Origin of the sequence: Sphingobium cupriresistens (assembly GCF_004152865.1) — a bacterium.
GTDB lineage: Bacteria > Pseudomonadota > Alphaproteobacteria > Sphingomonadales > Sphingomonadaceae > Sphingobium > Sphingobium cupriresistens.
Map to the genome: position 1 here is coordinate 27,075 of NZ_SEOO01000014.1, position 14,288 is coordinate 41,362.

Here is a 14,288-nt window from a genome sequence, read left to right on the forward strand (position 1 = left end):
GTGAGCAATCGCTCGTTGCGCAAGCCCACCCCCTAACCCCTTACTGCCGGCGCAAGGGGGAACAAGGTCCGATTCTGGCCGTCAGCACCCGACTACGAAAAAGGACGCAGCCTCAGCCACGCCCCTTTCCCTGACCCAATGACAGCCCTCAGGCCCCGGCAGCGCTCGCCTCACCGAACGGTCCCTTGCGCTTGCGTGTCCGCGGGATGGAGGAACCCGCCGCCGGGATCACCGAAGGCTTGATCGTCGTGCCGTCGTCGCGGGTGATCTCGCCCTTTTCCAGCAGCGCCTTGATCTCCTCGCCGCTCAGCGTCTCATATTCCAGCATCGCGTTGGCCAGCAGGTGCAACTGGTCCTCGTGACCCGTCAGCAATTCCTGCGCACGGGCATAGCCCTTTTCCACCAGTCCACGAATTTCCGCATCGATCAGCTTGGCCGTCTCGTCGGACATATGGACCCGCTGGCTCTGCGAATAGCCCAAGAACGTCTCGCCCTGCTGCTCTTCATATTGCAGCGGCCCCAGCTTGTCCGACATGCCCCATTGGGTGACCATGTCGCGCGCCAGTTTGGTCGCGTACTGGATGTCGCCAGACGCGCCGCTCGACACTTTGTCATAGCCGAAGATGATTTCCTCAGCGACGCGCCCGCCCATGGCGACGGCCATGTTCGCGTGCATCTTGTCGCGATGATAGCTGTAGCTGTCCCGTTCCGGCAGGCGCATGACCATGCCCAGCGCGCGGCCGCGCGGGATGATCGTCGCCTTGTGGATCGGGTCGGACGCGGCTTCATGGACCGACACGATAGCATGGCCCGCTTCATGATAGGCGGTCATCTTCTTCTCGTCGTCGGTCATGACCATGGAACGGCGTTCCGCGCCCATCATCACCTTGTCCTTGGCCGATTCGAACTCGTCCATCGCCACCAGTCGCTTGCCGCGCCGCGCCGCCGTCAGCGCCGCTTCGTTGACAAGGTTGGCGAGGTCCGCGCCAGAAAAGCCCGGCGTGCCGCGCGCGATCACGCGGGGATCGACGTCAGGGGCCAGCGGCACCTTCTTCATATGCACGGCCAAAATCTTCTCGCGCCCGTCGATGTCGGGACGAGGCACGACGACCTGACGGTCGAACCGGCCCGGCCGCAGCAGCGCAGGGTCCAGCACGTCGGGGCGGTTGGTCGCCGCAACGATGATGATGCCTTCGTTCGCTTCGAAGCCGTCCATTTCGACGAGAAGCTGGTTCAGCGTCTGCTCGCGCTCGTCATTGCCATTGCCCAGTCCCGCGCCGCGATGGCGGCCGACCGCGTCGATTTCGTCGATGAAGACGATGCAGGGCGCGTTCTTCTTCGCCTGTTCAAACATGTCCCGCACGCGGCTGGCGCCGACCCCGACGAACATTTCGACAAAGTCGGACCCGGAAATGGTGAAGAAGGGCACGCCCGCCTCCCCCGCGATCGCGCGGGCCAGCAGCGTCTTGCCGGTGCCGGGCGAACCGACCAGCAAAGCGCCCTTGGGGATCTTGCCGCCCAGGCGCGCGAACTTCGTCGGATCTTTCAGGAATTCGACGATTTCCTGCAACTCCTCGCGCGCTTCGTCGATGCCGGCGACGTCATCGAACGTCACCTTGCCATGCTTTTCGGTCAGCAGCTTGGCCTTGGACTTGCCAAAGCCCATCGCGCCGCCCGCGCCGCCGCCCTTCTGCATCTGGCGCAGCACGAAAAAGGCGATGCCCAGGATCAGCAGGAAGGGCAGCGACTGATAGATGAGAATCTGCCAGAAGCTGGGCTGGTCCTGCGCCTGGCCCGAATATTTGACGCCATTATCGTCCAGCAGGCTGGTCAGGCCCGGATCATTGACCGGCACGGTGGTGAACTTCTGCCCGCTCGACAAGGTGCCGCTGATCTTGTCCGGCGCGATCGCGACGTCCTTGATCTGGCCTTCCTGCACCTTGGACCGAAATTCGGAATAGGCGATGCCCGATCCCGCGCTGGACGCGGTCCGGCTGTCGAACAGCGACACGAACATCAGCAGGGCGACGATCACGCCCGCCCAAATCATGGCGCTCTTGATCCAGGGATTGCCCTGCGGGTCTTTTTCGTCGTTCATCATCACTCGCTTTCACCGGCCAAGATAGGGCGCGCCGACAAAAGCGCAAGCGCGCGCCGCCGCGTTCCGCCCGCTATTTCATGCGCCGTTAGCCGTCGTTCAGACCGCGCCCAGCAAGGTCAGCGCAACATAGGACAGCGCCAACGCCACGCCGCCCGACAGACCGCACAGCAGATAGCCGACATAGAGCAGCAGCGGCGGATGCGGGCGCCCCCGCTTGCGATTACGCTGCGCCGCCGAAAGAATGACGCTGGCCAACAGGCCATAGGTCAGTGCCGCAAACTCCACCATGCACCATATTCCCCGCTATAAAGCGCGCAGGATAGCCATGACAGCGATTAAGGAAAGGTCATTGCGCCGCGTCAAATCGGCGAAGCGTGAGGGGATCGCGACAATCCGCGGAACCTTTCCGTAACGATCTCTAGAACGTCCGCCGCGGCGGTGCGGGATGCAGCGTCCACACCGCCCCGCCCTTCAATAGCCAGCCGCCCAAACTGATCTGCCTGCCCGCCATGGCGGCTCCAATAGCGCGATCCAGGCTATCGCCACGCTGCGGCCTGCACCCGGCCCGTTCCAGCATAAGCGACAGTAACCGCCGCAGATATTCGCGCGGAACATCGGTGCGCGCGAGCCGCCACCCCGCCCCGTCGGCCCGCACATGCGCCGCCGCCAGCGCTGCCACGCTCCAGTCGATCGCCTCGTCCGCCTCCGCCAGCGCCGCCGCGCTGCGCGCCGCCGCCTGGACGTCCAGCCAGGACGCATCGGCCAACGCCTTCCGCAGCGCCGCCCGGTCAAAGCGCGGATCGGCGTTGGACGGATCATGGACATGGGGCAGCCCCTCGACCTGCGCCAGCGCCTCCAGCGCCGCCTTGCGCACGCCCAGCAGCGGACGGATCACCCGGCCCGCGCCCGCCTCCGACCGCGCCCGCACGCCGGCCAGCCCACCGACGCCCGACCCGCGATTCAGCCGCATCAGCATGGTTTCCAGTTGGTCGTCGGCATGGTGGGCGGTCATGATCCAATCGATCCCCTGCGCCGCCCGCCACGCCTCGATCAACCGATAGCGCAGCGCCCGCGCCCAAGCCTGAACATTGCCCGCCACCGGCCGGTCGGGCGTCAGCGTGGCATGGGCGATGTCCTGATCGGCGCACCAGCGCGCGACCATGGCCGCTTCCCCCGCCGAGTCTGCGCGCAACCGATGATCGACCGTCACCGCCGCCACGCGATCCGGAAAGGCGCGCACGGCCAACCACAGCAAAGCCATGCTGTCCGGCCCGCCCGACACCGCGACGCCGAAACGCGCCGCCGGGTCGTCCCCGACCAGCGTCCGCGTCACCGCGTCCAGCCGCGCCACCAGCGCGGTCGCTTCGTTGGTCAGCTGCACTTCGCCTTGGCGCGACCCGCGGTCATCATGCCGCGCAGGGAGGAAGACAGGCTCTCGCCATAGACCTGCTCCAGTTCCTGATAGACCTTGCACGCATCGGCCGGCTTCTTGAGCTGGATCAGCGCGTCGCCCAGATAGGCCAGGCTGTCGGGCGCACGGTCGCCGCGCGGACGCTTCTGGTAATTTTCATAGAAGGCGACCGACGCCAGCGCCGGCTTGCCATCGTCCAGATAGGCCCGGCCCAGCAGGTTCTGCGCCTTGCTGGCGATTGAACTGTCGCCATATTTCTCGACCGTCGCCTTTAGCTGGCCTTGCGCCTCAGGATAGAATTTCGCGTCCCATAGACGGAAACCATAAGTATAGGCGTCATCCGCCGCATCGCCGGTGTCGGGGCGCTCGACCGCTGCGACGGCGGTCTTGCGCGCGTCGCTCGCGACCGGCGGTGCGGCGACCGGAGCCGGCTTGGACGCTGGCTTGGGCGCTGCGGAACGGGGCGTGACGGGCGCAGCCTCTGCCGCCACAGGCGCCGGCACCGGCGGCGCTTCGGCGGCGGGCGCCATACGCGCATCAGTCTCCGCCTTATATTTGTTGAACGCCTCCTCCAGCTGGCGCAGCTTATAGCTATTCTGCTCCACCTGCCCCGTGACCGACGCCAGTTGCGATTCCAGCGCGCCGACCCGCGCTGTAAGGTCCGCGATCGGGGTGGAGGCGGGCGATCCCGGCGCGATCGTCGGCGTGGCCGGACGGCTGATTTCCGCCTCGATCGGGGTTCCGGCTGGAAACACCTTGCGCTGCACCGCGCGCATTTCCTTTTCCAGCCGGTCGACCCGCACCTCCACCGGCGCGTTCTGCGCAGCGGCGGGCAGGGTCATGACAGGCATGGCAACGGCCAGCAAAGCCGCCGTTGTCGCAAGAAGGGCGTTACGCATGATGATCCCCGACTGATATTCCTGGCTTAACCATAAGGCGATATTTCGCGCGGTAAAGCGCGACGTCGCCCGTCATCCCCGGCGGCGCGCGTCAGGGCTGCGGCGCAGCGGCGCCATCGCCCGCCGGCGCAACCGCGGCTGGGGCAGGCGGCGCGCTGATCTCGCTGGACGCAGGCGCAGGAGCGGTGCGCCGTTGCGCAGGACGTGACGGCGCCGCAGACGGGCGCGTTCCCCGCGCTGGCATGGCCTCCGCCGGGGCTTCGCCCCGCGCCAGCAGCGCTTCGGCGCTGACCGGCACGTCGGCGATGGTGCGATCGGCCGCACCAAGCGGCGGCATCACTTTGCCGCCCACTGTCACGCTCAGCGCCTGAGGGCGACCCGTCAGGATCATCGGCCCCTTGGCGGTCGACGGCAGGGTAAAGCTCTCGCCCTTCTTCAGCAGACCGTCCTTCAACCGCTCGCCTGCGTCGTCATAGATGCGCAGCCAGACGTCGTCGATAGCGGTGAACACTACCGGCTGGGCGGCGGGCGCGACGGGGTCAGCGCCGGCGGGACGCGCGGCCGCAGGCTGGGCCTGCTCCTGGGCGATTTCTTCGCCGGTCGGCAACGTCATCAACTGGGGCCGCCAGATGGTGTAGCCCGCGATCAGCACGACGACGATCGCCAGCACGACCCATGCCAATCGGCGGGGCGGCACGCGCGCCGGATCGACCGGCTCGAACGCCTCGTACCGCGCGCCCATGTCGCTATTATGCACGCCATGGCGCACCTGCGCCGCGATCGCCACCTCGTCCAGATCGACCGCGCGGGCATAGGCGCGGGCGAACCCGACGGCATAGGGAATGCCCGGCAGGGCCGCATAATCGTCGCGCTCGACCGCTTCCAACTGACGCTGGGCGATGCGCGTGCGGGTCGCGACATCCTGGATCGAAAGGCCCCGCGCCTCCCGCGCGGCGCGCAGCTTGGCGCCGGGGGTTGACGGCTGCGCTTCCGGCGCCGCGCCCTGTGCGCCGGTTTCGAGTTCTGGTTCGTCTGCCATGCTGCTCCGCGACCTGTGATGGCCGGCCTTGTCTCATTGCGGGACGGGCGTTGTCAACGCCGCGTCCGCCCATTTCAGCTCAGTTCGATGTTCCGTTCAATCGCCCATCGGGTCAACCGTCCACGAATGTCGATGACGCCGTCGTCCAGCAACTCCCGCATCAGCGTGCGCAACTCTTCCGCATCGATCGCGCGGATCATCGCCTTGACCGGCCCGACCGACGCGGGCGTGATCGACAGCCGGCGCACGCCCAGCCCGACCAGCGCCATCGCCTCCAGCGTGCGCCCGCCCATTTCGCCGCACACGCCGACCGGCACCTGATAGTCGTGGCATGTTCGCACCACCCGGTCCAGGAAGCGCAGGATCGCGATGCTCAGCCAGTCGTAGCGTTCCGCCAGCTTGGGATGGGCGCGATCGGCGGCGAACAGGAATTGGGTCAGGTCGTTGGTACCGATCGACAGGAAATCCAGCTTGGGCAGCAGGATATCCAGCACTTCGGCCAGCGCCGGCACCTCCAGCATCGCGCCATAACGCACCGCGATCGGCAGCTTCTTCTTGCGCGCCTGCAACCATTCGCGCTGATGCTCGACCAGCGCGCGCGCTTCCTCATATTCCCATGGCTCCGACACCATCGGGAACATGACGTGCAACATCTTGCCCGCGCTCGCCTCCAGCAACGCCCGCGCCTGCGCCTTCATCAGGGCGTCGCGGTCCAGCGCCAGCCGCAGCGCGCGCCAGCCCATCGCCGGATTATCCTCATGCTCGTCATCGTCGCGCTGCATATAGGGCAGCGCCTTGTCGCCGCCGATATCGACGGTGCGGAAGATGACGGGCCGGTCGCCCGCCGCATCCAGCACATCCTTGTAAAGCCGCTGCTGCTTCTCACGTTGCGGCAACGTGGCCGACACCAGGAACTGAAACTCGGTGCGAAACAGCCCGATCCCGTCTGCGCCCACCATGTCCAGCGCCTGCGCATCCTCGCGCAATCCGGCATTGACCATCAGCTCGACCCGCTGCCCGTCCGCCGTCACAGACGGCAGGTCGCGCATCGCGACGAACTCGGCGCGGCGCTTCTGCGTCACATGCAATTTATTCTCGAACGCCTCCTCCATGTCGGCGGTCGGGCGGATCAACAGCGCATTGGCGCCGACGTCCATCAGCACAAGGTCGCCTTCATTCACCAGATGGCGAATGTCGCGCACCCGGCCCAGCACCGGCACGCCCATGGCGCGCGCGACGATGGTGACATGCGCGGTCAGCGACCCTTCCTCCAGGATCACGCCCTTCAGCCGCCGGCGGTCATATTCCAGCAGCTCCGCCGGCCCAAGATTGCGCGCGATCAGGATCGCGTCCTGCCGCAGCCCCATTTGCGCCGCCGTACCCAACTGCCCCGAAACGATCCGCAGCAGGCGGTTGGCCAGATCCTCCAGATCGTGCATCCGGTCGGAAAGCAGCGGATCGTCGATCTGCCGCATCCGCATCCGCGTGCGCTGCTGCACCCGCTCGATCGCCGCTTCCGCCGTCAGGCCGCTGTCGATCGCCTCGTTGATGCGCCGCGTCCAGCCCTCGTCATAGGCGAACATCTTGTAGGTTTCGAGCACCTCCTGATGCTCGCCCTCCATGCCGAACTCGGCCGCGCCGGTCATCCGGTCGATCTGTTCGCGCATCTTGGTGAAGGCGGAAATGACGCGCTGCCGCTCCGCCTCGGTATCCTCCGCGACGGTATGTTCGATATGGACGCGCGGCTGGTGGAACACGACATGGCCGCGCGCCATGCCCATCACCAGCTGCAACCCGTGCAACATGGTCGTGCCGGTGTCGGTCACCCGCTGGTCGGCCGGGCCGTCATCGGCGAGCTCAGCATTGGCGATCAGCTCGGACATCACCATCGCGACGGTCTGGAGCGCCTCGATCTCCACTTCCTCATATTTGCGCGGATCGGCATGTTGCACGCACAGGACGCCGATGGCGCGCTCGCGCCGTACGATCGGCACGCCGGCGAAGCTGTGGAACAATTCCTCGCCGGTTTCGGGGCGATAGGAAAAATCGGGATGCGACGCGGCCTCGTCCAGATTCAGCGTCTCGACATTGGTGGCGATCAGGCCGACCAGCCCCTCCCCCATCGCCATGCGGGTGACATGGACAGCCTCCTGCTTCAGCCCGCGGGTCGCGAACAGCTCCAGCACGCCCTCGCGCACCAGATAGATGGAGCAGACCTCGCTCGACAGCGACTCGCCGATAATCTCTACCACCTTGTTCAATTTGGCCTGGGCGCTATTGCGCGCGGCCATCACCTCCTGCAGGCGAACGAGAATTTGGCGGGCGGCGGCGGCGGGTGTGCTGGGCATATTATTGCGCTATCAGATTGAAGCCCGGCTTTCCAAGGCGTTTCCGTTCACCGCGCCGGCAATATTGTTCGACAGGCCATATTTGCATGGCGGAAACATTCTGTACAATCGTCCATCAAGTGGAAAGCCCGTCACCGGGCGCGCAGGGAGAACGGGATCATGGCGACGCGACTTCAACCAGAAATGGAACAGGATCTGATCGATCGCGGCTATTCGCGCCGCCAACTGGCGAAGGTCGCCGCCCTGCTCGGCGCGGGCGCCGCCGCCATCCGCGTGACGGGCGCGGGCGCGCAGCAGGCGGCAAAGGCGGTTGCGGGCGCGGTGCGCATCGGCGCCAACGAATGTTGGACCGGCCCCTTCCCCGTCGCGGCCAAGGCGGCGTTCAAACTGGTGGAGGAAGGCAATCGCTACGAACCGGACAATGAACATCAGAAATTGTTCGACGCCGTCGCATCGGTGGAGGGCATTCCGGCCGACCGCATCGTTGCCTGGCCCGGATCGTCCGACCCGCTTAGCCGCGTCGCGGTCGCCTATGCCTCGCCCACGCGCGGCATCGTCACCGCCGACCCCACCTATGAAGCGATCTGGCGCACCGGCGACTGGCTGGGCGCGAAGGTGACGAAGGTGCCGCTGACCAGCGACTACCGCCATGACGTAAAGGCGATGCTGGCGGCCGATCCCAATGCCGGCGTCTATTATATCTGTTCGCCCAACAACCCGACCGGCACCGTCACGCCGATCGCCGACATCGAATGGCTGGCCAACAACAAGCCCAAGGATTCGATCCTGGTTGTGGATGAAGCCTATATTCATTGGGTCGATGGCCCCAACGCCGCCAAGCTCGCCGCCACCCGCGACGATGTGCTGATCCTGCGCACCTTCTCGAAGCTGTTCGGCATGGCCGGGATGCGGCTGGGCCTCACCTTCGCCGCGCCTTCGCTGATGGAAAAGATGATGCGCTATGACGGCGGCCAGGTCACGGGCATGTTGCCGATGACCGCCGTCGCCTGCGGCACCGCCTCCGTCACCGAAGCGGCCCTCATCAAGGCGCGCCGCGCCGAAATGAACGCCGCCCGCGAAAAGTCGGTCAGCCATTTGAAGGCCAAGGGGATCAAGGTCATTCCCGGCAGCCAGGCGAACATGTTCATGATCGACTGGGGCAAGCCCGCCAAGGACATGCAGGCCGCCCTGCTCGCCGCCAATGTGCAGATCGGCCGCAGCTGGCCGATCTGGCCCAACGTCTCGCGCGTGTCGGTCGGCTCGATGGAGGAAATGGAAGCGTTCAACGCCGCCGTCGACACGGTCTGGAAGGCCTGAAATACGGATTGAGCAAGAATAGCGTGTTCCCGCGCAGGCGGGAACACGCCACGTAGGACACGGCCATATGATCGGCCAAAAACGCATAAAAATTGCGAAAATACGGGGCGGCGCATTGTGGAAATGCGCCGCTCTTTCGTTTTCCCCCATGAGATTTGAAACCGAAATCAGACGGGGACGGACGACATGACCATGATGCTGACCAAAGACGCCAAGGACGACATGATCGAGCGCGGCTATTCCCGCCGCCAACTGGGTGAAATCACCGCGCTGCTCGGCGCGGGCGTCGCCGCCAGTTCGCTGCTGGGCGGAAGCGCCATGGCGCAGCAGCAGGCCGCGCGCGGCGTGAAGGGCGCGGTGCGCATCGGTTCCAACGAATGCTGGGCCGGCCCCTTCCCTTCGGGCGTTCAGGCCGCCGCCGAAGCCGCCTCGTTCGGCAACTGGTACGACCCCGACAATTATAAGGGCGACCTCATCAAGACCGTCGCCACCGTCGAAGGCATCCCCGAAGCGCAGGTCATGCCTTGGCCAGGGTCAGGCGGCCCGCTGGTCAGCATCGTGGCGGCCTATTGCTCGCCGACCAAGGGTCTGGTCACCGCCGACCCGACCTTCGAATCCGCGTGGCGCACGGCTGATTACATGAAGGCCCCCATCGCCAAGGCGCCCCAGGCGATCGGCAAGGGCCATGACGTCAAGGCGATGCTCGCCGCCAACCCCAATGCCGGCCTCTATTATATCTGCACCCCCAACAACCCGACCGGCACCATCACCCCACTGGCCGACATCAAGTGGCTGCTGGACAACAAGCCGGCCGATTCCATGCTGCTGGTGGACGAAGCCTATATCCACTTCTCCGAAGCCCCCAGCGCCGCCTCGCTGATCGGCGCCCGCAAGGACATCATTGTCATGCGGACCTTCTCGAAGCTGTTCGGCATGGCCGGCGTGCGCCTTGGCCTCACCTTCGCCGACCCCGAAGTGCAAAAGCGCATTTCGCTCTTCGGTCCCTCGGCCGGCGGCCTGGCGATCACCGCCATGCATTGCGGCAACGCGGTCTACAAGGAAGCCGCCCTCATCAAGGCGCGCCGCGCCGAAATGATCGGCAACCGTGACGAAACCATCGCATGGCTGACCAAGAAGGGTATCGAAGTCCATCCCGGCAGTCAGGCGAACATGTTCATGGTCGACTGGAAGAAGCCGGCCAAGGAGATGCAGGCCGCGCTGATCGCCGCGCCAGAAAAGGTGCAGATCGGCCGCAGCTGGGCGATCTGGCCCAACGTCTCGCGCGTGACCGTAGGTTCTGCAGACGACATGGCCAAGTTCCGCGCCGCTGTGGACAAGGTCTACAAGGCGTAAACGCCCGACATAGCGTCACGAAGGAAAGGGCGTCCGGGAAACCGGGCGCCCTTTCCTTTCATGCTCGATCGCGATCGTCTCTTGCGCCGCCCCATCGATCGCAAGGCGACGCTAAGCGCTCGCCGCCGACGTCTCGCACAGCGCCTTATACTGGGCCATCATCTGGTCCCAGCCGGGATGGAAACCCATCGCCTCATGCCGCGCCTTCGCCTCGGCATCCCAATGGCGCGCGGTCGCGGTGAAGCGCGTGCCGCCATCGCCGTCCACATCCTCGTCGGCAAAGTCCCAGATCGCCGTCATGAACGGCGTCTGCGGCGCCCAGCCTGCGGCATAGGCGTCGGTCGTCACCACCCGCTCGCCCGGCGCCACCTCCAGGAAGACGCCCTCCATCGGCCCCGTCTCCTCGCCGTCGGGTCCGAACATCTGCACCGCGCTGCGCCCGCCGGGCCGCAAATCCTCCTCGATCACGTCGGCGCGCCAGGGCTTGGGGCAGAACCATTCGTCCTTCAGGTCGGTCCACACCTTCCAGCAGATCGCGCGCGGCGCGGCGATATGACAGCTCACCGACAGTTCATGCTCGGCCTCGCTCATGCCGCCTCTCCGTCAAAGGCCGCCTGCATCGCGGCGGTATCCAGCTTCTGCATCGTCATCATCACCGCCATCATGCGGGCGATCGCCACCTTGTCGTCGCTGTGATAGTTCGCCATGATCGCCTTGGTGACTAATTGCCAGGACAGGCCATATTTGTCCTTCACCCAGCCGCACGGACCCGGCGATCCGCCATCGGCGATCAGCGCGTCATGATATCGATCCAGCTCCGCCTGATCCGCGCACTCGACCGACAGCGATATCGCCTCGTCAAAGGTGAATTGCGGGCCGCCGTTCAAAGCCTGATAGCTTTGCCCGAACAGGGTGAACTCGACCAGCAGCACGCTGCCGCCCGCCATCGGTGACGGCGAGGAATTCTCCTGTGGATAATAGCTGACATGATCGACCGAACCGCCGAACACGCCCGCATAATAATGCGCCGCTTCCTCGGCCTGGCCGTCGAACCAGAGGCAGGGCGATATTTTGCTCATCATGCGTCTCCCTTGCTGCCGACCAGCGCGAACATCGCGCCCTGCGGATCGGCCGCCTGGAGGATCCAAGCACCGCCCGGCACCTCCATCGGGCCGTTCAGCACCGCGCCGCCTCCGGCCTTCACCCGATCCACCGCCGCGTCGATATCGCCGACGGTGAAATAAAAGAGCCATGCCGGACCCGGCATTTCCTTGGGCGCCGGCATGATCCCGCCGGTCATGTCGGGGAAGTCCGCGCCGCCGGTCTGCGACACCAACTGATACAGCCCCATCTCGCCCATATCCATGGCCTCGCCCTTGGTCCAACCCAGCGCGCCGGTGTAGAACGCCATGTCCGCGTCGAAATCACCGCTATACAGTTCATGCCAGCCGACATGGCCGGACGCCATCGGCGGAGCCGCCTGCATCCCGTCTGGACTGGACCCCTTGAGCAGCATGAAGATCGCTCCGCCCGGATCGCTCATAACCGCAAAGCGCCCGACGCCGGGAATATCCTCGGCCGGGCGCTTCACCGTGCCGCCCGCCGCGCTCAACCGCGCGGCGTCCGCATCCACATCGGCCGACCCGACATAGCCACCCCACCAGGGCGTCATGCCGCATGTCCGGGCCTCGGCCGGGATCGCCATGACGCCGCCGACCGCGCCCGCGCTGCCCGACACGACATGATAAGGTTCGCCCAGATCGCCGCCAAAGGGCGCGTTCGTCCACCCTATCACATCGCCATAAAAAGCCAGCGCCGCCTGCGGATCGCTGGTCATCAACTCGTACCAGAAGAATTTGCCGGTCAGATCGGTCATGGTCTTCCTCCTGCATCATCGGGTGTTCCCGCCTGCGCGGGAACACGCACGCCCTAACCCTTCGCGTCCACCAACATCTCGAACCCGCCATAGATCAACCGCGCGCCGATAAACGGCATGTCCTCGCCCTCCTTGGGCTGCATACGTTCATCTTTCATGACCTTCTCGGCCCCGGCGTCGCGGGTCGCCTTGTCGGGCCATTCGATCCAGGAAAAGACGACCTCCTCGTCCTCCTCCGCGATCACCGCGGTACGAAAGTCGTTGGTCTTGCCGATCTTGATATCATTGCCCCAACATTCTACCACGCGCAGCGCGCCATATTCGATGAAGATCGGCGCGGCAAAGGCCGCCACCTCCCTATAGCGTTCCTTATTGCCCTTGGGCACCGGGATCACGAAACCGTCCATATAGGCCATCGTCTCTCTCCTCTTCTGTCCACGCAGCGGCGCTCTTTCCCTGCGGAAGGCGACTCATCGCTTGCACTTTCTGCGCCTCGTCATTATCTATTACAACTGTTAAGTTATAAAAGATAACCAATGAGTCAGAAACGCGCCTATCAGGACGGATGCGCCGTCGCCCACGCGCTCGACATCATCGGCGATCGCTGGGCGATGCCGATCATGCGTGAATTGATGCTGGGGCCAAAGCGCTTCACCGACCTGCGCGCCGGCCTGCCCGGAATCAGCGCCAATGTACTGACGCAAAGGCTGGAGGAGCTGGAAGCGGCCAGCATCCTGATCCGCCGCCGCCTGCCCCCGCCCGCGGCCAGCCAGATTTACGAACTGACCGACTGGGGCCGCGAATCGGAAATCCTGTTTCAGGTGCTGGGCCGATGGGCCTGCCGCTCTCCCACGATGGAGCCGGGCAAGCCGATGAGCCAGGTGTCGGTGATCCTGTCGATGCGCACGATGATCGACCGCAGCCGCATCGGCGCCATGGACGCGACGATCGGCTTCCGCTTCGGCGAAGAGGAATTTCGCGCCACATTCAAAGACGGCGATGTCCTAATAGATCGCGGCGCGGCGGCGGGCGCGGATGCGATCATCAGCGGCGACCAGAATGCGCTGGTCGCGGTCCTTTATGGCGGCGCGCGCTATGCCGACATGGCAGGCGCCCTGAGCGTGGAGGGGGATGAGGCGCTGGCCGACCGCTTCGCCACCCTCTTCCCCCTACCCCCCAGGGCGCCCTCTACCGTCAATGCTGGTTGAGCATCCCGAACACTTGCGCAAATTCCCCGCGCTGCGTGGCTTCGCTCAGCAATTTCACCCGCGCGACATGGATTTCCGGCAGCGCCGGTTCCTGCCGCAGCAACGTCATCGTCTCGGCGATGAAGTCGGCGAGCGGCATCATCTGGTCATTCTCGGCATGGCCGGGCATCAGGTCGGTCTGCACGCCCGGCGGCACGATCTCGATCACTTCCACGCTGGTCGCCTTCAACTGCGCGCGCATCGCGACCGACCAGCTATGGATCGCCGCCTTGGTCGCGCTATAGGTCGGCGTCGCCGCCAGCGGCACGAAGGCCAGGCCCGAGGACACGGTCAGGATCGTCGATGCCGCTTGCGCCTCCAGATGCGGCAGCAGCACATGGGCCAGCCGGATCGGCCCCAGCAAATTGGTTGCGATCGTCGCTTCGGCTGTGGCCAAGTCGATCTTCTCCTCCGCCACCATGATCCCGGCGTTGAGCAGCACGGCGTTCAAAGCCGGGAAGTCCGCAATCAGCTTCTCCGCGAAGGCGACGATCCCCGCCGCATCCGCCATGTCCAGCACCATCGCGGCCATGCCAGGATGCGCCGCCACGACCGAGTCCAGCGCCGCCTGCCGTCGCCCGGCGATGATCACCTGATTGCCTGCTTCATGAAATTCATGCGCCAGCGCCGCGCCAAGGCCCGAACCGCCGCCGGTGATGAGGATGCTATTGCCTGTGGGTTGCATGGATCTTTCCTT

General features: G+C 65.4%; 14 protein-coding genes. 3 read left to right on the top strand and 11 right to left on the bottom strand.

The window, feature by feature from the left end:
- Positions 1-148 precede the first annotated feature (148 nt).
- The 6 genes from ftsH to ptsP all read right to left on the bottom strand — a co-directional run bounded on the left by ftsH (position 149) and on the right by ptsP (position 7,798).
- Positions 149-2,098 carry an ATP-dependent zinc metalloprotease FtsH gene (ftsH, locus tag EWH12_RS10070; protein WP_066604941.1) on the bottom strand — a complete coding sequence of 650 codons (1,950 nt, stop codon included), beginning with the start codon at positions 2,096-2,098 and terminating at the stop codon, positions 149-151.
- 99 nt (positions 2,099-2,197) lie between these two features.
- Positions 2,198-2,389, bottom strand: coding sequence for a hypothetical protein (locus EWH12_RS10075; RefSeq protein ID WP_066600622.1), 192 nt, complete (start codon positions 2,387-2,389; stop codon positions 2,198-2,200).
- A 130-nt stretch (positions 2,390-2,519) separates the two neighbouring features.
- Entirely contained in the window at positions 2,520-3,482 is a 963-nt protein-coding gene (tilS, locus tag EWH12_RS10080; RefSeq protein WP_129926485.1) for a tRNA lysidine(34) synthetase TilS, read from the bottom strand.
- The gene (locus EWH12_RS10085) at positions 3,473-4,411 is read right to left on the bottom strand and encodes a hypothetical protein (RefSeq protein WP_066600620.1); all 939 of its coding nucleotides are present in this window, start codon (positions 4,409-4,411) and stop codon (positions 3,473-3,475) included. Before EWH12_RS10085 ends, tilS begins: the two co-directional genes overlap by 10 nt.
- Before the next feature lie 91 nt (positions 4,412-4,502).
- Positions 4,503-5,450 carry a helix-turn-helix domain-containing protein gene (locus EWH12_RS10090; protein ID WP_129926486.1) on the bottom strand — a complete coding sequence of 316 codons (948 nt, stop codon included), beginning with the start codon at positions 5,448-5,450 and terminating at the stop codon, positions 4,503-4,505.
- A 74-nt stretch (positions 5,451-5,524) separates the two neighbouring features.
- Complete coding sequence (gene ptsP / locus EWH12_RS10095; RefSeq protein WP_066600613.1) at positions 5,525-7,798, bottom strand: phosphoenolpyruvate--protein phosphotransferase; 2,274 nt, start codon at positions 7,796-7,798, stop codon at positions 5,525-5,527.
- 159 nt (positions 7,799-7,957) lie between these two features.
- On the opposite strand from ptsP, the gene EWH12_RS10100 reads away from it, so the two are divergent.
- Both EWH12_RS10100 and EWH12_RS10105 read left to right on the top strand, forming a co-directional pair.
- On the top strand, positions 7,958-9,115 hold the full coding sequence (locus tag EWH12_RS10100) for a pyridoxal phosphate-dependent aminotransferase (RefSeq protein WP_066600612.1): 1,158 nt from the start codon (positions 7,958-7,960) through the stop codon (positions 9,113-9,115).
- A gap of 186 nt (positions 9,116-9,301) precedes the next feature.
- Complete coding sequence (locus tag EWH12_RS10105) at positions 9,302-10,468, top strand: pyridoxal phosphate-dependent aminotransferase (protein ID WP_129926487.1); 1,167 nt, start codon at positions 9,302-9,304, stop codon at positions 10,466-10,468.
- A gap of 111 nt (positions 10,469-10,579) precedes the next feature.
- Here EWH12_RS10105 and EWH12_RS10110 read toward each other — a convergent pair whose 3' ends face one another.
- The 4 genes from EWH12_RS10110 to EWH12_RS10125 are packed head-to-tail and all read right to left on the bottom strand — an operon-like array spanning position 10,580 to position 12,760.
- Entirely contained in the window at positions 10,580-11,059 is a 480-nt protein-coding gene (locus tag EWH12_RS10110) for an SRPBCC domain-containing protein (protein ID WP_129926488.1), read from the bottom strand.
- Entirely contained in the window at positions 11,056-11,547 is a 492-nt protein-coding gene (locus EWH12_RS10115) for a VOC family protein (protein WP_129926520.1), read from the bottom strand. The genes EWH12_RS10110 and EWH12_RS10115 overlap by 4 nt, the downstream gene beginning before the upstream one ends.
- Positions 11,547-12,344: a VOC family protein gene (locus EWH12_RS10120; protein WP_066600597.1), complete on the bottom strand. Its 798-nt coding sequence runs from the start codon at positions 12,342-12,344 to the stop codon at positions 11,547-11,549. Before EWH12_RS10120 ends, EWH12_RS10115 begins: the two co-directional genes overlap by 1 nt.
- Positions 12,345-12,397: 53 nt before the next feature.
- Entirely contained in the window at positions 12,398-12,760 is a 363-nt protein-coding gene (locus EWH12_RS10125; protein WP_066600595.1) for a DUF1428 domain-containing protein, read from the bottom strand.
- A gap of 120 nt (positions 12,761-12,880) precedes the next feature.
- On the opposite strand from EWH12_RS10125, the gene EWH12_RS10130 reads away from it, so the two are divergent.
- The gene (locus tag EWH12_RS10130; protein WP_129926489.1) at positions 12,881-13,552 is read left to right on the top strand and encodes a winged helix-turn-helix transcriptional regulator; all 672 of its coding nucleotides are present in this window, start codon (positions 12,881-12,883) and stop codon (positions 13,550-13,552) included.
- Here EWH12_RS10130 and EWH12_RS10135 read toward each other — a convergent pair.
- Positions 13,539-14,276, bottom strand: coding sequence for an SDR family oxidoreductase (locus EWH12_RS10135; RefSeq protein ID WP_066600589.1), 738 nt, complete (start codon positions 14,274-14,276; stop codon positions 13,539-13,541). The two genes, EWH12_RS10130 and EWH12_RS10135, sit on opposite strands and share 14 nt — an antisense overlap.
- Positions 14,277-14,288 lie beyond the last annotated feature (12 nt).